This is a genomic window from Actinomycetospora chiangmaiensis DSM 45062, assembly GCF_000379625.1.
Lineage (GTDB): Bacteria > Actinomycetota > Actinomycetes > Mycobacteriales > Pseudonocardiaceae > Actinomycetospora > Actinomycetospora chiangmaiensis.
This window is the reverse complement of record NZ_KB903246.1, coordinates 226584-247242: the sequence shown is the minus strand read 5'-3', so window position 1 is coordinate 247242 and position 20659 is coordinate 226584. Positions and strand designations below refer to the sequence as shown.

Sequence of the window (20659 nt, the reverse complement as noted above, 5' to 3'; positions counted from 1 at the left end):
TCAGGAGTCGGTTCCCGGGTGTCTCCCGCTGCGCTGTCCGAACTCACCGCGGTCGTGCTCGCCGATCCCGGCCTGCGCGACGTCGTCGACGCCGCCGGGCGCGACGCCGCAGTCGAGGGCCCCACGGCCCTGCGCCCGCTGCTCGCGGCGGCCCTGGCGTCCGGGGCGCAGCGCACCGTGCTGGTCGTGTGCGCCACCGAGCGCGAGGCCGACGAGCTGGCCGCCTCTGTCGGCGAGCTGATCGGCCCGGAGGTCGTCGCCTACCTGCCCAGCTGGGAGACGTTGCCCCACGAGCGGCTGTCCCCGCGGGCGGACACGGTCGGTCGGCGGGTCGACATCCTGCGGCGCCTGGCCCACCCCGGCGACGCCCCGCTGCGCATCGTCACCACCGCCACACGGTCGCTGATCCAGCCGCTCGTGCCGGGCCTGGGCGACCTCGAGCCGGTCGTGCTCCGCGAGGGCGTGGAGATCGAGCTCGGCGAGCTGTCCGAGCGTCTGGTCGGCCTGGCCTACGCGCGCGTCGAGATGGTGGAGAAGCGCGGCGAGTTCGCCGTGCGCGGCGGCATCGTCGACCTCTTCCCGCCGACGGCCGACTCCCCGGTGCGCGTCGAGTTCTGGGGCGACGAGGTCTCGGAGATGCGCTGCTTCTCGGTGGCCGACCAGCGGTCGCTGCCCGACGGGCCGAACGCCCGCCCCACCGAGGTCGTCGCGCCGCCGTGCCGCGAGCTGCTGCTCACCCCCGAGGTGCGCGAGCGTGCCGCCCAGCTGCACACGGTGCACGGGAACGACGCCGCGCTCGGCGAACTGCTCGGCAAGGTCGCCGCCGGCATCCCCACCGAGGGCATGGAGTCGCTCATCCCGGCGCTGCTGCCCGGCGAGCTGCGCCTGCTGCCGGAGTTCCTTCCCGACGACGGGTCGGTCGTCGTCTGCCACCCCGAGCGGGTGGCGCGGCGCGCGGCCGACCTGGTGCGCACCGGGCAGGAGTTCCTCGAGGCCAGCTGGCTGGTCGCGGCCGACTCGGCCGAGGGCCGCGCCCCGATCGACCTGGGCGCCTCCGCGTACCGCGACCTCGACGTCGTGCGCGCCACCACGCGCGAGGCGGGCCACCCCTGGTGGACGCTCTCGAGCCTCGCCACCGACCCGGACCTCGAGGACGACTCGGTGACGAGCGACGGGGTGCGCGTCCTGCGCACCGGGATCGTCGGCGTCGACTCCTACCGGGGTGACTGGGAGAAGGCCGCCGTCGACCTGCGGGCCCACGCGGCCACGGGCGGCGCGGCCCTCGTCGTGCTCCCCGCCGCGGGCACGGCCGAGCGGGCCGTCGAGCAGCTGCGCGAGTTCGTCGGCGAGGACGTGCCGGTGGTGTCGGGCCGCGCGGAGCCCCGCCCCGGCAGCATCGTCGTGACCCGCGGCCGCCTGGCCGACGGGTTCGTCGCCGAGGCGAGCGGCCTCGTCGTCGTGACCGAGGCCGACCTCACCGGCGCCCGGAACGCCGGCGCGGACACCCCCACCAAGCGGGCGGCCGTGAAGCGCCGCAACGCGGTCGACCCGCTGACGCTGCAGCCGGGCGACTTCGTGGTCCACGCCCAGCACGGGATCGGCAGGTTCGTCGAGATGACCCAGCGGACCACGGGCACCGGCAAGGCCGCCACCACCCGTGAGTACCTGGTGCTGGAGTACTCGTCGTCCAAGCGCGGGCAGGCGTCCGACCGGCTGTTCGTGCCCACCGACCAGCTCGACCAGATCAGCCGCTACGTCGGCGGCGAGCTGCCGACGCTCAACAAGCTCGGCGGCTCGGACTGGTCGAAGACGAAGTCGAAGGCCCGCAAGGCCGTCCGCGACATCGCCGCGTCGCTGGTGCAGCTCTACGCCGCCCGGCAGGCCGCGCCCGGCCACGCGTTCGCCCCGGACACCCCGTGGCAGCGCGAGATGGAGGACGCGTTCCCCTACACCGAGACGCCCGACCAGGCGAGCGCCATCGACGAGGTCAAGGCCGATATGGAGAAGGCGGTCCCGATGGACCGCGTCATCTCCGGCGACGTCGGCTACGGCAAGACCGAGATCGCGGTGCGCGCGGCGTTCAAGGCGGTGCAGGACGGCAAGCAGGTCGCCGTGCTCGTCCCGACGACGCTGCTGGCCCAGCAGCACCTGCAGACCTTCACCGAGCGGATGCGCAACTTCCCGGTCACCGTCCGCGGGCTGTCCCGGTTCACGGCGGGCAAGGAGGCCGAGAAGACGATCAAGGGGCTGGCCGACGGGACCGTCGACGTCGTCGTCGGCACCCACCGCCTGCTGCAGACCGGGATCACCTGGAAGGACCTCGGGCTCGTCGTCATCGACGAGGAGCAGCGCTTCGGCGTCGAGCACAAGGAGCACATCACCGGGCTGCGCGCCCACGTCGACATGCTCTCGATGTCGGCGACGCCGATCCCGCGCACGCTGGAGATGAGCCTCGCGGGCATCCGCGAGATGTCGACGATCCTCACCCCGCCCGAGGAGCGGCACCCGACGCTGACCTACGTCGGCGCCTACGACGACAAGCAGGTGGCCGCCGCGATCCGCCGCGAGCTGCTGCGCGACGGGCAGGTCTTCTACATCCACAACCGGGTGCAGTCGATCGACGACACGGCCGCGAGGCTCCGGCGGCTCGTGCCCGAGGCGCGCATCGCGACGGCGCACGGGCAGATGGCCGAGGAGCGCCTCGAGCGCACGGTCAACGAGTTCTGGGAGCGCGAGCACGACGTGCTCGTCTGCACCACGATCGTCGAGAACGGCCTCGACATCTCCAACGCCAACACGCTGATCGTGGAGCGGTCGGACACCCTCGGGCTCTCGCAGCTCCACCAGCTGCGCGGTCGGGTCGGCCGGGGGCGGGAGCGGGGCTACGCGTACTTCCTCTACCCGACCGACAAGCCGCTGACCGAGACCTCGCACGAGCGGCTCGCCACCATCGCGCAGCACTCGGAGCTGGGCGCGGGCACGGCGGTCGCGATGAAGGACCTCGAGATCCGCGGCGCCGGCAACATCCTCGGCGCCGAGCAGTCCGGGCACATCGCGGGCGTGGGCTTCGACCTCTACGTCCGCCTGGTCGGCGAGGCCGTCGAGGCGTTCAAGAAGCACACCGACGCCGCCGGCGACGACGAGCCGCTCGCCGAGGTGCGGGTCGACCTCCCGATCGACGCGCACGTGCCGCACGACTACGTCGACACCGAGCGGCTGCGCCTCGACGTGTATCGCAAGATCGCCGAGGCGACCGATGCCGCGGCGCTCGACGCGGTGAAGGAGGAGCTGGTCGACCGGTACGGCGAGCCGCCGGTGCCGGTGACCAACCTGCTCGCGGTCGCCGCGTTCCGGCAGGCGTGCCGGCGCTACGGGATCACCGAGGTGTCGGGGCAGGGCAACCAGATCCGGTTCGCGCCGGTCGACCTGCCCGAGTCCGCGCAGATGCGGCTCAAGCGGCTCCACCCTCGCGCCCAGCTCAAGGCGGCGTCGCAGACGTTGTCGCTGCCGAAGCCGACCGAGGGCTCGTCGGGCGCAGGTGGCCAGAAGGGCCCGGTGAAGATGGGCGCCCCGCCGCTGCGCGACCTCGAGCTCCTCGCCTGGTGCGAGCAGCTGTTCGTCGCCCTCTACGGCGAACGGCCCGCGGCCGCGAAGGTGCCGGCCGGGGTGTAGCGCTCGTCGCGAGGGTGACGCCGGGCAGGTTCCGCGGCACCGGAGCCTGCCCGGTGTGGACGTCGCGAGGCGCCCTACGGCCCGCCGAGCACGAGCAGGAACACGGTCCCGGTGGTCTGGCCGTTGCCACCGCCGGCGGTGCACGAGGCGCTGACGAACAGGATCACGGCGAGGATCACCAGCAGGGCGAGGACGCCGCCGAGGATCGCCCCCACCGGCAGACGTGAGCGTCCGCCGGCGGGCTTCTGCTCGGCGTCGGGGCGCTTCTCGAACAGCGTGGGGTCGGGACGGTCGTTGTCGCTACTCACGGGTCGGGCTTCCCGTCCCCGGCCCCGTCGATACACACCCTCGGGAGTGATGTCCGCCTAGGGTGCGCGGCGTGACCCGACTCGCGCTCCTGGCCACCGGCGGCACCATCGCGACCCGTGCCACCGCCGACGGGCGCGCCGTCTCCGCCACGGCCGCCGACCTGCTCGCCACGGCGGGCACCGACCTCGACGTCACGCCGGTCGACGCCGCAGGTCGGCTGAGCTTCGCCGCCACCCTCGACGAGCTCGCCGCCCTCGCCCGCACCGTCCGCGAGACGTGCGCGAGCTACGACGGCGTGGTCCTCACCCACGGCACCGACACCCTCGAGGAGACCGCGGCGCTGCTCGCGCTCACCCACGACGGCGCGACGCCGGTGACGATCACCGGGGCCCAACGTCCCTTCGACGACCCGGCGCCCGACGGCCCGACGAACCTCGCCGCGGCCCTGCGGTGGGCCGCCCACGGCCGTCCCGGGGTCACCGTCACCTTCGCCGGCCACGTGTTCCCCGCGATCGGCGTGCGGAAGGTCGACGCCGAGGCGCTCACCGCCTTCGCCGCACCCGGCCGGGGAGCCCTCGCGGCCGCCGACGTCGACCGGGTCCGCGAGCACGCCGTCGCCCCGCCCACCGAGCTGGCCGACCCGCCCCCGACCCTGCCGCGCGTCGACGTCGTCGCCCAGTACGTCGGCGCCGACGACCACGCGATCACGGCGGCCGCCGACGCCGGGGCGCGGGGAGTCGTCATCGCCGCGTTCGGCGCCGGGAACGCGACCCCACCGGTCGTCGGGAAGGCGCGGGAGCTGCTCGAGCGCGGGATCCCGGTGGCGGTGGCGAGCCGGACGGGATCGGGTCCCGTCGCCGGGCTCTACGCCGGCGGGGGTGCCGAGCTCGCCCGGGCGGGCGCGCTGTTCGCCGGCGACCTCTCGCCGTGGCAGGCCCGGCTGCTGCTCGCCGTGGCGCTGGCGGCGCACCCGGACGACCCGATCGGGGCGGCGCAGGAGTGGATGGTGCGCGTCGGGGTCGCGTGACCATGAGAAGGTGTCGCCCGTGCTGCGCCGGATCGTCCTCGCACTGGTCGCGCTGACCGCCCTGACCGCCTGCTCCACCACCACGGCGCCCCAGGTGGGAGCCGGGACGGCGGCCGTCGTCGGGAACGTCGCGATCCCCTCCGACCTCATCGAGAGCCGGCTGCGCACCGCGGCCCCGATCCTCGCGCAGGCGGTGGACCAGCAGGCGCAGCAGGAGGGACGCCAGGGCTCCGGGCTCGACGCGGCGACCCTCGCCGACCAGAGCCGCGAGCTGCTGACCACCTCGATCCTCCACGAGGTCATCGCCGAGGCCGGGCGGCGCGAGGGCATCGCCGTCGACCCGGCGCAGGTCGAGCAGCGGGTCGCGGCGGCCGGGGGCGTGCAGGCCGCGACGTCCGCGGGCTACGACCTCGACACGCTGCGCCAGCTCATCACCGACCAGCTGGTCGTCGCCGAGATCGGCCGCCGCCAGTTCGACCGGCTCCAGGTGACGGTCGACGTCGGGACCTTCGGCGACAAGGCCACCGCCCAGCGGGCCGCCGCGCAGCTCGCCGTCGACCCCGGGCCCGGACCGCTGGCGACGCTGCCCCCCGAGGCCCGCATCGTCGCCTCGACGCTGCGGCCCGGCACCACGCAGCCCGGCGAGCAGGTGCGCACGGCGTCGTCGCTGCTCTTCGGCCTGCCCGGCCGCACCGTCAGCATCTCCGCGCCGCAGCAGCAGACCGCGCCGGGGACACCGCAGCCGGACCCGACGACACAGCCGTGGACGGTCGTCCGCGTCCGCGACCGCTCGCTGAACGCCCCGGCGCCGAGCGGCTCCACCGTGCCCGCGGCGCTCGTCGACACCCGCACGATGATCCAGTTCGGGCTCCGGGCGATCCAGCCGCTCGCCGACGAGATCGGGGTGCAGGTCAACCCGCGCTACGGCACGTGGGACCCGACGCAGGTACGCGTCGTCGCCCCGCCGTCCGCGGCGGGGACCATCACCCCGCTCGCGCCGACCGTGACGTTCGGCCCCTCCTCCCCGTGACCCTCCCGCCCGGCCACCCGCTGATCACGGTCCCCGTCGACCCCCGGCTCGGCGCGGTCCTCCCCGCGGGCGCGGTCCGCCTCGTCGCCGCCGCCCCCGCGGTGCTGCTCGACCCGTCCCTGCCCGAGCCGGTCGCGGCGCGCTTCGCCGCGGAGCTCGGCGCCGTTCCCCTTCCCGACGACGGCTCGGGGCCGGAGGGGGCCGTCGTCCTCGTCGCGGGCGCGGACCCGCAGGCGCCGGCGGGCGCCGAGCTGCTCGCCGCGGTCGCCGTGATGGACCGATTGCGCTCGCCCGGCGGCTGCCCCTGGGACGCGGAGCAGACCCACGAGAGCCTGCTGCGCTACCTCGTCGAGGAGACCTACGAGCTCTACGACGCGGTCGCGGCGGGCGACGTGGCGGCCACCCGCGAGGAGCTCGGGGACGTGCTCCTGCAGGTGCTCTTCCACGCCCGGGTGGCGGCCGAGGCCGAGGGCTACGACGTCGACGACGTGGCCGCCGAGCTGGTCGCGAAGCTCGTCGGCCGCCACCCGCACGTGTTCGCGGGCACGGATGACGTCGCCACCGCGAGCGACCAGGACCGCCGCTGGGAGGAGCTCAAGGCCACCGAGAAGCAGCGGGAGTCGGTGCTCGACGGGGTCGCGCTCGCCCAGCCCGGCGCCGCGCTGCTGGCCAAGTACGTCAGCCGGCTCCGCCGCGCGGGCGTCCCGGACGACGTCCTCGCGGCCCTCGCGGCGACCGACTCGGAGGTCGCCCGTGCGGTCGTCGCGGCCGCCGGACCGGGCGGCGACCCGGAGGGCGAGCTGCGGGCCGCGGCGACGGCGTTCGCGGCGCGGGTGCGGACATTGGAGACCTTCGAGGCCGGTTCGTTCCGAGATGTCGCGTTCTGGCGTCGCGCTGCGCGACGTGCCGGTTTCGTGAAGTAGTCGCCGACCCGGCGCTTCCGTCACCGGCCAGAGAAGGCTAGCCTCACCTCACTTCGAGTGGATCGACGTGAGGACGGACGGATGCTGGGCAACGCTCTGATCGGCCTGCGAGAGGGCCTCGAGGCCTCGCTGGTGGTCAGCATCCTCGTGGCCTTCCTGGTCCAGACCGACCGACGCCGTGAGCTCCCCCGGGTGTGGCTCGGCGTCGGGGCCGCGATCGCGGTGAGCATCGGCGTCGTCCTCGTCCTCACGCTGACCGAGCAGGCCCTCACCTTCGAGGCCCAGGAGACGTTCGGCGGCGGCCTGTCGATCATCGCGGTCGGGTTCGTCACCTGGATGATCTTCTGGATGCGCCGGGCGGCGCGCTCCATCTCGACGGAGCTGCGGGGCGGCCTGGAGAAGGCCATCGCGATGGGTCCGGTGGCGGTCGTCGTGATGGCGGCCCTGGCGGTCGGCCGTGAGGGACTCGAGACCGCGATCTTCTTCTTCGCCGCGGTCCAGGCCGCGGGCTCGACGACGGGGCCCCTGATCGGCTTCGTCATCGGGATCGCCGCGTCCGTGGTCATCGCGTACCTGATCTACCGCGGCGCGCTGAGCCTGAACATGGGGAAGTTCTTCACCGTCACCGGCGTGCTGCTCGTCTTCGTCGCGGCCGGCATCCTCGCGTACGGCGTCCACGACCTGCAGGAGGCCGGCGTCCTGCCCGGGCTCTACACGCTCGCGTTCGACGTGAGCGCCGCCGTCCCGGCCGACTCCTGGTACGGCACGCTCCTCAAGGGCGTCTTCAACTTCTCGCCGCAGACCACCGTGCTCGAGGCGGCCGTCTGGGTCCTCTACGTGGCCGTCGTGCTCACCCTCTTCGTGCGGCCGGTGCGCCGGACGGCGCCGCCCGCCGACCGCGGGACCCCGGCCGCCAGCGCCGCCTGAAATTCCCCCCCACGCCTCGTCCTCGACAGGAGAACCGTGTCTGCACGTCCCGTCCTCGCGACGCTCGCCGCGACCCTGGCCGCCGTCGTCGTCTCCGGGTGCACCAGCACCGCGACCCCGCAGAGCGCCCCCGGGCAGCCCGGCCCGATCTCGGTCACCGCGAGCGACACGTCCTGCGACCTGTCCGCCGCGACCGCGCCCGCCGGGACGGTCTCGTTCACGATCCGCAACGCCGGGTCGAAGGTGACCGAGTTCTACCTCTACGGCGCGGGCGACCGCATCATCGGCGAGGTCGAGAACATCGGCCCCGGTCTCACCCGACCGCTCACCGTCGAGGTCCCGCAGGGCGGCACGTACACCACCGCCTGCAAGCCGGGCATGCTCGGCGACGGCCTCCGCGCGCCCTTCACCGTGACCGGCAACGCCGCCACGGCCGTCGAGGGCGACGCGGGACTGGCGGCCGCGGTGCAGGGCTACCAGCGCTACACCACCTCGCAGACCGAGGCCCTCGTCGCGAAGACCGGCGAGTTCACCGACGCGGTCAAGCGCGGCGACGTCCCCGCGGCGCAGGCACTCTTCCCCGTCAGCCGCACCTACTGGGAGCGCATCGAGCCGGTCGCCGAGTCCTTCGGCGACATCGACCCGAGGATCGACGGCCGGGAGGACGACCAGCGCGACCCGGGCGTCGCGTTCACCGGCTACCACCGCCTGGAGAAGGACCTGTGGGTCACCGGCCTGCAGCCCGACTCGGGCGCGATGGCCGACCGGCTGATGGCCGACGTGCGGGAACTGCAGTCGCGGGTCGGCACCGTGCAGCTGACCCCGCTGCAGATGGCGAACGGCGCCAAGGAACTGCTCGACGAGGTCGCCACCCGCAAGATCACCGGCGAGGAGGACCGCTACTCGCACACCGACCTGTTCGACGTCCGCGCCAACGTCGACGGCTCGCAGGCCGCGGTGTCCGCGCTGCGCCCGGTGATCGACCAGCGCGACCCGGTGCTCGGGCAGACCCTCGACCAGCGCTTCGCCGCCCTCGACGCGCTGCTGGAGAACTACCGCGCCGGTGACGGCTTCAAGCTCTACACCCAGCTGACGCCGGACGACACGAAGAAGCTGACCGAGGCCGTCGACGCCGTCGCCGAGCCCGTCAGCCAGGTCGCCGGGGTCATCGCGGCATGAGCCTGCGCGGCTTCACCCGGCGTCGGCTGCTCGGAGCGGCCGGCGCCGGGACCGCCCTGGTCGGCGCCGGCGTCGCCGGGGGCTACCTCGCCGGGTCGTCCACCGAGCCGGGCCCTCCGGAGCAGGCGGTCGTCCCGTTCCGCGGGGTCCACCAGGCCGGGATCGTCACCCCCGCCCAGGACCGGCTGCACTTCGTCGCCCTCGACGTGACCGCGACCGGCCCGATCCTGCGGCAGGCCGTCGTCGCGCTGCTCAAGCGATGGACCACGGCCGCCGAGCGCATGACGGCGGGCGCGGAGGCGGCGCCGGGCGGCGCGATCAACCGCAACCCGGCCGCCCCGCCGACCGACACCGGCGAGGCGCTCGACCTCCCGGCCGCCTCGCTGACGCTGACCTTCGGCATCGGCGGCTCGCTGCTCGACAAGCTCGGTATCCCGCGGCCGGCCGCGCTCGCCGACCTCCCGCCGTTCCAGCGCGATCGCCTGGACCCGGCGCTCTCCGGGGGAGACCTGTGCATCCAGGCGTGCGCCGACGACCCGCAGGTCGCCGTGCACGCCGTGCGGAACCTCGTGCGGATGGGCTTCGGGACGACGGCGGTGCGCTGGTCGCAGCTCGGCTTCGGCCGGACCTCCTCGACCTCGACCACCCAGCAGACCCACCGCAACCTGTTCGGGTTCAAGGACGGCACGAACAACCTCAAGGCCGAGGACACCGCCGCGCTCGACGAGCAGGTCTGGGCCACCCCCGCCGACGGCGCCCCGTGGATGGCGAACGGCACCTACCTCGTCGCGCGCCGCATCCGGATGCACGTCGAGACCTGGGACCGCACCTCCCTCACGGAGCAGGAGTCGCTCACCGGGCGCACGAAGGGGACGGGCGCGCCGATCGGCGCGGCCGACGAGTTCGCCCCGATCGACCTCAGCTCCCCGATGATCGCCGACGACGCCCACATCCGGCTCGCCTCGGCGTCCTCGCTCGGCGGCGTGCGGATCCTGCGGCGCGGCTACAACTTCGTCGACGGCAGCGACGGCGCGGGCCACCTGAACGCGGGCCTGTTCTTCCTCGCCTTCATGCGCGACCCGCAGCGGCAGTTCGTCCCGATGCAGAGTGCCCTGGCCCGGCATGACCGGATGATGGAGTACATCGAACACACCGGATCGGCCGTCTTCGCCTGCCCGGGCGGGCTCGCCGACGGCGCCTACTGGGGACAGTCCCTGCTCGAGGCATGACCCGCCGTGACACGGGACCGGGCCGGACGAAGATCGCGGTGACCGGCCCGTAACCTGATCCGCGATGAGCACGAGCGTCGACTCCCACCGCGGAGCGGGCCCGTCCGACGAGGACGGCGAGCCCGACGACGTCACCGCACCCCTCCGCCGTCCGGCGCCGGACGGCCCGGAGACCGAGCGCCTCCCCGTTCCCGACAACGGGTGGCGCGGCCGGGCGGGCGCGGCGCCCGCTCCCGCCGGGTGGTTCGACGAGGGACCGGCGCCCGCAGAGTCGCCCGATGTGGACCCGGCTGCGTCGCCCTCGTCCGTCGTGGACCCGGGCGAATCCGCCGCGCCGGTTTCGCCGGCGTCCGCCCCGCCCTCCGATCCCTCCGCCGAGGCCTCCGCGGGGATGCCGGTGGTCGAGGCGACGGGGGAGAGCCCGGCCGTCCGGTCGCGCCGCCGCTCCCGCGGGCTCCGTGTCCCGTCGGCGCCGACGGCCGCCGTGCGGGCGGGGGCCGCGACCCCGCCGCCCGTGGACGCGGTGGCGACCCCGTCGGACACCCCGACCGGCACCGGCCGGCCGCGGCCGACCCCGGGGCCCCGTCCCACCCCGGCCCCGCGCCCGACGGGGACGCCGGACCCGTCGTCGGGCGGTCCGGTGCTCCCGGTGGGCGGACCGCCCCCGCCGAGCACGCCGAAGGAGCCCCCGAAGAAGCACACCGCGGCACTCGGGCGGCTCGTGCTCGTGCTCGTGCTCGTGGCGGCGGTGGTCGGCACGGTCGTGGTGCTCCAGCAGCGCAGCCAGTTCGGACGCACCGACGCCGGTGCCGACGAGATCCCGGCGCTCGAGGTCGCGCCCGCGCAGGTCGACCTCAACACCGTCGGGCAGCCGACCGCGGTGGCGCCGCCGTCCGCCCTGCTGCCGGGGACCGCGACCGCGGCGGCGCCGGGCCGCGCGCCCACCATCTCGGCGTGGGCGAACGGGCTGGCGCCCCGGACGAACATCCCGCCGATCGCGCTCCAGGCCTACGGCATGGCGGACCTGGCGATGCGCAAGCTCGACCCCGGCTGCCACCTCAGCTGGGTGACCATCGCGGGGCTGGGGCGCATCGAGTCGAACCACGGCCGCTACCGGGGGGCGACGATCGCCCCGAACGGCGCCGTGTCGCCCCCGATCATCGGCGTCCCGCTCGACGGCACCAGCGGCAACCGGGCGATCGCCGGGAGCGGCGGCGGCTACGACCGCGCGGAGGGCCCGATGCAGTTCATCGAGTCCACGTGGGCGCGGTGGGGCTCCGACGGCAACGGCGACGGCATCGCGGACCCGAACAACATCTACGACGCCGCGTTCACCGCCGGCCGCTACCTCTGCGCGGGCAACCGCGACCTGGCCACGGGCGAGGGGTGGCGGGACGCGGTGCTCTCGTACAACTACTCCGACGACTACGGCCGCCGGGTCTACGCGGCCGCCCAGGCCTACGCCAACAGCACGTCGCCGTAGATCACCGGTCCTCCGGCGGGCTCCCGGGGCCCCCGGTGACCCCGCCAGGGGACCGTTGATCACGGCAGCGCGGCCCGGATGACAGCGAAGCGTCGTTGCTGCCACTGGGTGACAGCAACGACGCTCCGCTGTCATGGAGGTCGGCTACGCCCCCCGGCGCAGCGCGATGGACGCGCTCACCTCGCCGAGCGCCTCCTGGTACTCCGGACGCGGGTCCATGGCGGCGGCCATGCGGAGCTGGGCGCGCGCCTCGGGGAGCCGGGACTGGCGCTGCAGGCACCGACCGAGGGCGAAGCGGGCGTAGTGGTCGGCGGGGTCGAGCTCGAGGACCCGGAGGAACCCCGCCTCGGCGCGCCGCAGCTGGGCCGACGCGAGATAGGCGCGCGCGGCGAGCAGCTGCACCGACGCCGCCTCGCTCTCGGTCTCGGGGAGCGTGCCGAGGGCCTTCAACGCGTCGAGCGGACGTCGGTCGTCGAGCAGCTGCTCCGCCCGCCGGAAGGCGGTGACACCGGATTCGGAGGACCAACGCGGCGTCGACATTCCCGCACGGTAGGACCCGAACGGCGCCGACGCGAGGGGTGAACCGGGGTGCCCGCGGTGTGACGCTGCGTGGCGCGGCTCGATCACGCTGGTGGAGCGGTTAGAGTCGGCGCCCGACCAACGGCGAACAGCATGGAGGCGGAGCCCGTGGCGGTCATCGAGCAGGTCGGCGCACGGGAGATCCTGGACTCCCGCGGCACCCCGACGGTCGAGGTGGAGGTGGCGCTCGACGACGGGACGCTGACGCGCGCAGCCGTCCCCAGTGGCGCGAGCACCGGTGAGCACGAGGCCGTCGAGCTCCGCGACGGGGACAAGGGTCGTTACCTGGGCAAGGGTGTCGAGAAGGCCGTGTCCGGCGTGCTCGACGAGATCGGCCCGGGCATCGTCGGGATGGACGCCACCGAGCAGCGCGTCGTCGACCAGAAGCTGATCGACCTCGACGGCACCCCCGACAAGTCCCGCCTCGGCGCGAACGCCCTGCTGGGGGTCTCCCTGGCGGTGGCCCGGGCGGCGGCCGAGTCCGCCGAGCTGGACCTGTTCCGCTACATCGGCGGGCCGAACGCGCACGTGCTGCCGGTGCCGATGATGAACATCCTCAACGGCGGCGCCCACGCCGACTCCGGGGTGGACATCCAGGAGTTCATGGTCGCGCCGATCGGCGCCGAGACGTTCCGCGAGGCCCTGCGCTGGGGCGCGGAGGTCTACCAGGCGCTCAAGTCGGTGCTCAAGCAGAACGGCCTGTCGACGGGCCTCGGCGACGAGGGCGGGTTCGCCCCCTCGCTCGCGACGAACCGCGAGGCGCTCGACCTCATCGCCACCGCGGTCGGCCAGGCCGGCCTCACCCTCGGGCGGGACGTCGTCCTCGCCCTCGACGTCGCCGCGAGCGAGCTCTACTCCGACGGCACCTACACCTTCGAGGGACAGAAGCGCTCCGCCGCGCAGATGAGCTCGTACTACGCCGAGCTGATCGACGCCTACCCCCTGGTCTCGATCGAGGACCCCCTCGGCGAGAACGACTGGGAGGGCTGGGCGCGGATGACCGCCGACGTCGGCGACCGGGTCCAGATCGTCGGCGACGACCTCTTCGTCACCAACATCGAGCGGCTCGAGGAGGGCATCGAGCGCCGCGCCGCGAACGCGCTGCTGGTCAAGGTCAACCAGATCGGCACGCTGTCCGAGACGCTCGACGCGATGAGCCTCGCCGGCCAGTACGGCTACCGCTCGATGATGAGCCACCGCTCCGGCGAGACCGAGGACACCACGATCGCCGACCTGGCGGTCGCCACCAACTGCGGCCAGATCAAGACCGGTGCCCCGGCGCGCTCCGAGCGCGTGGCCAAGTACAACCAGCTGCTGCGCATCGAGGAGGCGCTCGGCGACGCCGCCCGCTACGCCGGCGACCTCGCCTTCCCGCGCTTCGACCCGGAGGCCTGAGGCCCCCGATGGCCGCCGCCCCCGCTCCCGACCAGGGATCCGTCCCGACGACGGGTGCGGGCGCGGCCCGGTCGCGGGGCCGGCAACGGGCCCGTCAGGGTCCGCGCCGCGATCCGCAGCGGGCCGCCCTGCGGCGGCACCCGTTGTCGGGTCGCGGGCGGAACACCCCGGCGGCGGCCCAGGCCGCGGCGCGGGCGGTCCACGCCACGCGCGGCGCGCTCGGGCTGTCGACGGCGCGGCGCGCGGCGCTGCTCGCCGTGGTGGTCTGCGCCCTGGCGCTGACCGTCGCGGTCCCGCTGCGCAACTACGTCTCGCAGCGCCACGAGCTCGCCGCCGTCGCCGCGCAGCAGCAACGGCTCGACGCCGAGGCCGCGCAGCTGCGCGCCGAGCGCACGGCGATGGACGACCCGGCCCACGTCGAGGCCCTCGCCCGCGCCCGCCTCGGGTACGCGCGGCCGGGGGAGACGCCCTACCGCGTGGAGCTGCCCGGGGACGCCGGCCGGGTGGCGGCGCAGGCCGCCCCGATCGCGCCGTCCGAGGCCGACCTGCCCTGGTACACCCGTGTCGCCCGGGGGACCCTCGGGACCCCGACCACCCAGCCCTGAGCGACCTGACGTCAGGAACCCATGGAGCCCGTCGTCGAGGGCGACCGCGAGGCGGTCGCCGCCCAGATCGGCCGCGCCCCGCGCGGCCTGCGTGCCGTCGCGCACCGGTGCCCGTGCGGCCTGCCCGACACGGTGCAGACCGCCCCGCGCCTCGAGGACGGCACGCCGTTCCCCACGCTCTACTACGCCACCTGCCCGCGCCTCACGTCCCGCATCGGGTCCCTGGAGGCGGAGGGGCTGATGCGCGAGCAGACCGACCGGCTCGCGACCGACGCGGAGTTCGCCGCCGCCTACCGCGCGGCCCACGAGCGCTATCTCGCCGAGCGCGACGCGATCGAGCCGCTGGGCACCGACGTCAGCGCGGGCGGCATGCCGGAGCGGGTGAAGTGCCTGCACGTCCACGTCGCGCACACCCTGGCCGCCGGGCCCGGGGTGAACCCGGCCGGGGACGAGGCGTTGGCCCTGCTCCCCGCGTGGTGGGCGGCGGGGCCGTGCGTGGCGGTCACCCCCGAGGAGTGGTCGTCCGGGTCGCCCGCGACGGGATTTCCGGACGGTCGGGGCGGCACGCAGCGTCGCGACGCCGAACGACACGGGTGATCACGTGCCACGGCCCGGTGTCGGAACCGGTTCCGGATTGCTCCGGGGGCCCGCGACGCGCGACCATGGTGCGGTCGCCGGGAACGGCGACCCGGTTCACCGGTGGTGCGGACGGCCCACCGGTCCGCGGGGTTCTCCGCCGGACCCCCGCGGGTGCCAGGACCGGCCCCCGGGAGGCGACACCCGCCGTCCGCCTCCCGGGGGCCGGTCCGTGCCCCGACGTCGGAGCGCCGTCGGACCCCTGCCGTAACCTCACGCGCGACCATCCGCCGGAGGGAGCGCCCATGCCGCGCGTCGCGGCCATCGACTGCGGGACCAACTCGATCCGCCTGCTCGTCGCCGACGTGACCGTCCGCGAGGACGGCTCGCAGTGGCTCACCGACGTGCACCGCGAGATGCGCGTCAACCGCCTCGGCCAGGGCGTCGACGCGACGCACCGCATCGCGCCGGAGTCGCTCGCGCGCACCAAGGAGGCGCTCCTCGCCTACGGGGAGATGCTGCGGCGCACCTCGACCACCACCGTGCGGCTGTGCGCCACCTCGGCGACGCGCGACGCGGAGAACCGCGACGAGTTCTTCTCGATGGTGCGCGACATCCTCGGGGTCGAGGCCGAGGTGATCACCGGCGAGGAGGAGGCTCGCCTCTCGTTCGCGGGCGCCGTGGCCGACCTCGATCCCGACGAGGGGCCGGCCGTGGTCGCCGACGTCGGCGGCGGGTCCACCGAGCTGGTCGCCGGGACGTGGGACGCGGTCGCGGCGGAGGTGGCGGCGGCGTACTCCGCGAACGTCGGCTGCGTCCGGCTCACCGAGAAGGTCCTGCACGACGACCCGCCGTCCGCCGCGCAGGTCGCCGAGGCCGAGGCGTTCACCCGCGAGACCCTCGCGCCGGCGTTCGAGGCGGTGGACGTCGCCGACGTGCAGACCTGGGTCGCGGTGGCGGGGACCGCGACCACGATCGCCGCGGTCGCCATGGGCCTGCGCACCTACGCACCCGAGAAGATCCACCTGGCCCGGCTCGGGCTCGACGAGGTCCGTGAGACCTGCCTGCGCCTCGAGGCGATGCCGCGCTCGGAGCGCGCCGCGCTGGGCCCGATGCACCCGGGGCGGGTGGACGTCATCGGCGGCGGCTCGCTCGTGGTGCGGGTCCTCGCCGAGGAGCTGGCCGAGCGGGCGGGCGTCACCGAGCTCGTCGTCTCCGAGCACGACATCCTCGACGGCATCGCCCGGGAGTGCGCGCGGGCGAGCCGCACGCAGTGAGCGCGCTCGACGCACTCGACCGCGAGATCAGCGAGTGCCGGGCCTGCCCCCGGCTCGTGACGTGGCGCGAGCAGGTCGCCCGCGAGAAGCGGGCCGCCTTCCGCGACCAGACCTACTGGGGCCGGCCCGTGCCCGGCTTCGGCCCGGGGGACGCCCGGCTCGCCATCGTCGGCCTCGCCCCCGCGGCGCACGGCGCCAACCGGACCGGGCGGATGTTCACCGGCGACCGCTCGGGCGACGTGCTCTACGCGGCCCTGCACGCGGTCGGCCGCGCGTCCCAGCCGACGGCGACGTGGCCCGGGGACGGCCTGGAGCTCTCCGGCGTCCGCATCGTCGCGCCGGTGCGCTGCGCCCCGCCCGAGAACAAGCCCACCCCCGCGGAGCGGGACACCTGCCGGCCGTTCCTCGAGCGGGAGCTGGCGCTGCTCACCGAGGTCCGGTCCGTCGTCGTGCTGGGCGGTTTCGGCTGGCAGGCGCTGCTCCCGGTGCTCGACGCCGGGTGGGTGGTCCCGCGGCCGCGGCCCCGGTTCGGGCACGCGGTGCAGGTCGAGCTCGCGTCCCGCCGGCCGGAGCGCGACCCGCTGCAGCTGTTCGGCTGCTACCACGTGAGCCAACAGAACACCTTCACCGGCCGCCTCACTCCCGCCATGCTGGAGGAGGTCCTGGCCGCGGCCGCGCGGGCGGCGGGCCTGCGAGACTGACGGAGGCAAGGCCCCTGTAGCCCAATCGGCAGAGGCAGGCGACTTAAAATCGCCGCAGTGTGGGTTCGAACCCCACCGGGGGCACGTCACCGAGCGTTCACCCGCTGTCGGCCCCGGGTCGGGCGAGTCGTCGTCATCTCATCACCGCAGCGTCGCTCCGGCGAGAGACGGCGGACGCGGCGACCTCACCCGGCCGCGTCATCCTCGTGGCGACGGAACCGAGGGGGTGCAGCACCGCGTGACCGTTCGCGTCCTGCCCCGGACCGCTCGGCGTTCCCGGTCGTGTGCTGCTCCGAACGGGCGACGTCCATGGGACAGACTTCCGACGGGGAGGTGAGCAGGGTGGCTGACTTCGCGGAGGCGTCCGACGCTGCGCGGGAGACCGACGCGTCCGTCCGGGCGCCCTGGTCCGCGCTCGAGACGCTGCGTCCGCTGACCCTGCGGTCGTGCCGCCGCATCGTCGTCGTCGCGCCGCACCCGCGGGACGAGATCCGCGCCGCCGGCGGGCTGCTGCGGCGGCTGGGGTCGCGGCACGCGGAGGTCGACGTGCTCAGCCTGACCGAGCGGCCCACCCTCACCTGCCCGCCGCCCTCCCTGGTCGAGGACACCGTGCGGGACGGGCGGCTCCCGGACGTCGTCGCCGACGGTCCGCTCGGCCTGGACGACCTGCTGGGCGCCGACCTGGACGACCTCGACGACGACCTGACCCCCGAGGACGACGACGTCGACCCGGACGAGGCGGCGGCCGAGGCGGCCTACCGCGCGCTCGGCCTCTCGGTCGTGCGCCGCCACCGGCTCGGACTGCCCGACGGCGGGGTGGCGGCGGCCGAGTCCGACGTCGTCGCAGCCATCAGCGAGATCGTCGGCTTCTCCGACGACCCGGGCGGCCTGTGCGTGCTCGCCCCCTGGTCGGGCGACGGGGACGACGACCACGAGGCGGCGGGGCGCGCCGCCGAGGTGGTCACCGCCGCCTACCGGGTGCGCCTGGTGCGCTGGCTGGACCGGGCGTGGACCTGGGCCGGGCCGGACTCGTCCGAGGTCCCGTGGCGCCGGGCGCGCCAGGTGCTGCTCACCGACACGCTGATCGAGCGCAAGCACGCGGCCAGTGCGGCCTTCACCGCGGCGCTGCGCGCACCGGGCCGCGACGCCTCCGACACCGAGCACGACGCCGAGCTGCCCGACGGGTGGGCCCCGGGGCCGCGCGAGGTCTTCCTCGTCTGACGGCCGGTCGCCGTGTCCCGTACACCGTCCGTTGCATCCCAGTCCGACGCATCACGGCGAGGACCCCGGTCCGGGGCATCCCCGCCATCCGTGTCGGGCCGAGCTTGCCGCGGGTGGCTAGGCTGCCCGGGGTGACGGGCAGGTCGAACGGGGACGGGCACGCCGGCGACGGTGCGGCCCCGACATCTCGTTCCCGGGGTGCCCGCGAGACGACGCTGACGGGAGGAGTCGGGATCGAGCACGTGGAGACCGCAGAGGGCGCGCAGTGGAGCCCGACGACGGACGCCCCCGGCACCGGGTCTGACGACTCCGGAATGGCCGACGCGGCTGCGCGGGTCCGCGACAGCGTGACCTCCGACGCGGGCGGCGGCGATCTCCCGCAGGTCCTGCACACGGCACCCGCCGCGGTCGCGCTGATCGACCTCGACGCCGGCACCGTCACCTACGCCAACGGGTCCGCGCAGGACCTGACCGGCGGCAAGGCGCAGCTCCCGCTCGACATCGACGCCTGGAGCGAGGCGGCCGGCCTCACCGACCTGTCCGGCCGGCCGATGCGCGATACCGCCTCCCCGCTCTCCCGCGTGGCCCAGGGGATCCCGGTCTCCGGGGAGCCGGTCGCGGTCGCCGACGCCGCCCGCAAGGGCTCCGAGGCCACGGTGGAGGAGCGGGAGGAGGCCGAGGGCCGCCTGCTCTGGGTCACCGGCTTCCCGCTCTCCGAGGCCGACGACGACGAGCGTCGCCGGCTCGCCCTCGTGGTGTTCCTGCAGCTCTCCGGGGCCGGCGCCCAGCGCCACCTCGAGATGATGCGCGACCGCGCCGTCGTCGCCACCGAGCTCTCCTTCACGATCTCCGACCCGAACCGCGAGCAGAACCCGCTGGTGTGGGTCAACCCGGCCTTCACCCGGCTCACCGGCTACGACCTCGACGAGGTGCTCGGGCGCAACTGCCGCTTCCTGCAGGGGCCCAACACCGACCCGACCTCGATCTCGCGGATCCGCAGCGCGCTCGCCGACGAGCGGCCGATCACCGAGGTGCTGCTGAACTACCGGCGCGACGGCACCGCCTTCTGGAACCAGGTGTCGATCTCCCCGGTGTTCGACGGCGGCGGACGCGTCGTCAACTTCGTCGGGGTGCAGGCCGACGTCACCGAGCGGGTGATGGTCGAGAACGAGCGCCGCGCCGCGCTCGCGGCCGCGGAGGAGACCCGCGAACAGCTCCGGCTGCTGACCGACTCCACGGCCGCGATGACCGCCTCGCTCGACTCCGGCGGCGCCGCCCGCGCCCTCGCCCGCATCGTCGTGCCCGCGCTCGCCGACTACTGCTGCGTCGACCTCCTCGAGGAGGTCGGGGACCCGTCGTCGTCGAACCGGGTGGCGGTCAACCACCGGGACGACTCGAAGACGGGCACCGTGTCCGCGCTGGGCCGCTGGATCACCCCCACCGAGGACGGCGACCCGGTCGACCGCGTCCTGGGCGGCGGCGCGCCGTCCCTGCTGCCGGAGCTCCCGGTGCGGCCCGAGGGGTTGCGGGAGGACACCGAGCTGCTCGGCCACTACGAGCAGCTGCGGCCGCGATCGGCGATCGTGGTCCCGCTGCGCGCCCGCGGCCAGGTGCTGGGGGCGCTGACCCTCGGCACCGAGCTGCCGTACGGCCGCCGCTACTCCCAGCGCGACCTCTACCTCGCGAGCGACCTCGCGGCCCGCGCCGGCCTCGCCGTCGACAACGCCCGGCTGTACGCGCGGGAGCACGGCGCCGCGGAGACCCTGCAGCGCAGCCTGCTGCCGGCCGTGCCCGAGGTCCCCGGCCTCACCGTGGCCTCGCGCTACCTCGCCGCCACCGACGGCGCCCAGGTCGGCGGCGACTGGTACGACCTGCTGCCGCTGCCCGACGGTGCCGTCGGCATCGCCGTGGGCGACGTCGTCGGCCACGACCTGCGGGCCGCGGCCGCGATGGGTGAGCTGCGCGGTGTGCTCCGCTCGTACGCGTGGGAGGGCCTGGGCCCCGACGCGGTGATCGACCGGTGCAACGACCTCGTGCAGGGCATGCACATGGCGGCGATGGCCACGGCCGTCTTCGGTCGCCTCGAGCGCCCGGAGGACGGCGAGGGCTGGATCCTCGGCTACTGCAACGCCGGTCACCCGCCACCGCTGCTGCGCCGGGTCGACGGCTCCGTCGAGATGCTCACCGGGAACCTGTCCCCGCTGATCGGCGCCACCCGCTCCGCGGCGCGTGACTGCACCGAGGTCCACCTGCATCCGGGCGACCTGCTCGTGCTGCACACCGACGGGCTGATCGAGGCGCCGGGCAACGACCCCGACGAGCGCACCGACCTCCTCGCCCGCACCCTCGCCGAGGCCCCCGACGTCGACGACGTCGGCGCGATCTGCGACCGGGTGCTCGAGGTGCTCGGCGCCGACGGGCTGCGCGACGACGCGGTGCTGCTCGCCGTCCGGCTGGGCTGACCCACCCCCCACACCACGACGGCCGGTGCCCCTCTCGTGTGGAGGGGCACCGGCCGTCGTCGTG

General features: G+C 75.0%; 16 protein-coding genes, 1 tRNA gene and 1 pseudogene. 16 read left to right on the top strand and 2 right to left on the bottom strand.

Annotated features, from left to right (window positions below; genetic code table 11):
• Nucleotides 1-18 precede the first annotated feature (18 nt).
• Entirely contained in the window at nt 19-3672 is a 3654-nt protein-coding gene (gene mfd / locus A3CO_RS0126715; RefSeq protein WP_018335331.1) for a transcription-repair coupling factor, read from the top strand.
• 74 nt (nt 3673-3746) lie between these two features.
• Here mfd and A3CO_RS0126710 read toward each other — a convergent pair whose 3' ends face one another.
• The gene (locus tag A3CO_RS0126710) at nt 3747-3980 is read right to left on the bottom strand and encodes a hypothetical protein (RefSeq protein ID WP_018335330.1); all 234 of its coding nucleotides are present in this window, start codon (nt 3978-3980) and stop codon (nt 3747-3749) included.
• Between the two features lie 71 nt (nt 3981-4051).
• On the opposite strand from A3CO_RS0126710, the gene A3CO_RS0126705 reads away from it, so the two are divergent.
• The 7 genes from A3CO_RS0126705 (at nt 4052) to A3CO_RS39865 (ending at nt 11779) form a co-directional block, all read left to right on the top strand.
• Entirely contained in the window at nt 4052-5008 is a 957-nt protein-coding gene (locus A3CO_RS0126705) for an asparaginase (RefSeq protein ID WP_033415077.1), read from the top strand.
• Nucleotides 5009-5027: 19 nt separating this feature from the next.
• The gene (locus A3CO_RS0126700; RefSeq protein WP_157647860.1) at nt 5028-6038 is read left to right on the top strand and encodes a hypothetical protein; all 1011 of its coding nucleotides are present in this window, start codon (nt 5028-5030) and stop codon (nt 6036-6038) included.
• Nucleotides 6035-6961, top strand: a complete 927-nt coding sequence (locus A3CO_RS34500; protein WP_018335327.1) for a nucleoside triphosphate pyrophosphohydrolase — start codon at nt 6035-6037, stop codon at nt 6959-6961. The genes A3CO_RS0126700 and A3CO_RS34500 overlap by 4 nt, the downstream gene beginning before the upstream one ends.
• An 81-nt stretch (nt 6962-7042) precedes the next feature.
• The gene (gene efeU, locus A3CO_RS0126690) at nt 7043-7888 is read left to right on the top strand and encodes an iron uptake transporter permease EfeU (protein WP_018335326.1); all 846 of its coding nucleotides are present in this window, start codon (nt 7043-7045) and stop codon (nt 7886-7888) included.
• Between the two features lie 36 nt (nt 7889-7924).
• On the top strand, nt 7925-9067 hold the full coding sequence (gene efeO, locus A3CO_RS0126685; protein WP_018335325.1) for an iron uptake system protein EfeO: 1143 nt from the start codon (nt 7925-7927) through the stop codon (nt 9065-9067).
• The gene (gene efeB, locus A3CO_RS0126680; RefSeq protein ID WP_018335324.1) at nt 9064-10296 is read left to right on the top strand and encodes an iron uptake transporter deferrochelatase/peroxidase subunit; all 1233 of its coding nucleotides are present in this window, start codon (nt 9064-9066) and stop codon (nt 10294-10296) included. The genes efeO and efeB overlap by 4 nt, the downstream gene beginning before the upstream one ends.
• 64 nt (nt 10297-10360) lie before the next feature.
• Nucleotides 10361-11779: a lytic transglycosylase domain-containing protein gene (locus tag A3CO_RS39865; RefSeq protein WP_018335323.1), complete on the top strand. Its 1419-nt coding sequence runs from the start codon at nt 10361-10363 to the stop codon at nt 11777-11779.
• A 144-nt stretch (nt 11780-11923) separates the two neighbouring features.
• Here A3CO_RS39865 and A3CO_RS0126670 read toward each other — a convergent pair whose 3' ends face one another.
• Entirely contained in the window at nt 11924-12319 is a 396-nt protein-coding gene (locus A3CO_RS0126670) for a tetratricopeptide repeat protein (protein ID WP_018335322.1), read from the bottom strand.
• A 147-nt stretch (nt 12320-12466) separates the two neighbouring features.
• On the opposite strand from A3CO_RS0126670, the gene eno reads away from it, so the two are divergent.
• From eno to A3CO_RS36370, 8 genes and pseudogenes are all read left to right on the top strand, one after another.
• A complete protein-coding gene (gene eno, locus A3CO_RS0126665) occupies nt 12467-13753 on the top strand; it encodes a phosphopyruvate hydratase (RefSeq protein WP_026205044.1) in 1287 nt (428 codons plus the stop codon).
• Nucleotides 13754-13761: 8 nt separating this feature from the next.
• Entirely contained in the window at nt 13762-14358 is a 597-nt protein-coding gene (locus A3CO_RS36380) for an FtsB family cell division protein (RefSeq protein ID WP_018335320.1), read from the top strand.
• Between the two features lie 21 nt (nt 14359-14379).
• Nucleotides 14380-14859 (top strand): annotated as a pseudogene (locus A3CO_RS0126655) (DUF501 domain-containing protein); the annotation flags it as partial.
• 380 nt (nt 14860-15239) lie between these two features.
• Nucleotides 15240-16211 carry a Ppx/GppA phosphatase family protein gene (locus A3CO_RS0126650; RefSeq protein ID WP_018335318.1) on the top strand — a complete coding sequence of 324 codons (972 nt, stop codon included), beginning with the start codon at nt 15240-15242 and terminating at the stop codon, nt 16209-16211.
• Nucleotides 16208-16912, top strand: coding sequence for a uracil-DNA glycosylase (locus A3CO_RS0126645; RefSeq protein ID WP_211214569.1), 705 nt, complete (start codon nt 16208-16210; stop codon nt 16910-16912). The genes A3CO_RS0126650 and A3CO_RS0126645 overlap by 4 nt, the downstream gene beginning before the upstream one ends.
• Before the next feature lie 10 nt (nt 16913-16922).
• Nucleotides 16923-16996 (top strand) — tRNA-Leu (locus tag A3CO_RS0126640).
• 258 nt (nt 16997-17254) lie between these two features.
• On the top strand, nt 17255-18133 hold the full coding sequence (locus tag A3CO_RS36375; RefSeq protein WP_018335316.1) for a PIG-L deacetylase family protein: 879 nt from the start codon (nt 17255-17257) through the stop codon (nt 18131-18133).
• Nucleotides 18134-18375: 242 nt separating this feature from the next.
• Complete coding sequence (locus A3CO_RS36370) at nt 18376-20595, top strand: SpoIIE family protein phosphatase (RefSeq protein ID WP_157647859.1); 2220 nt, start codon at nt 18376-18378, stop codon at nt 20593-20595.
• Nucleotides 20596-20659: the final 64 nt, after the last annotated feature.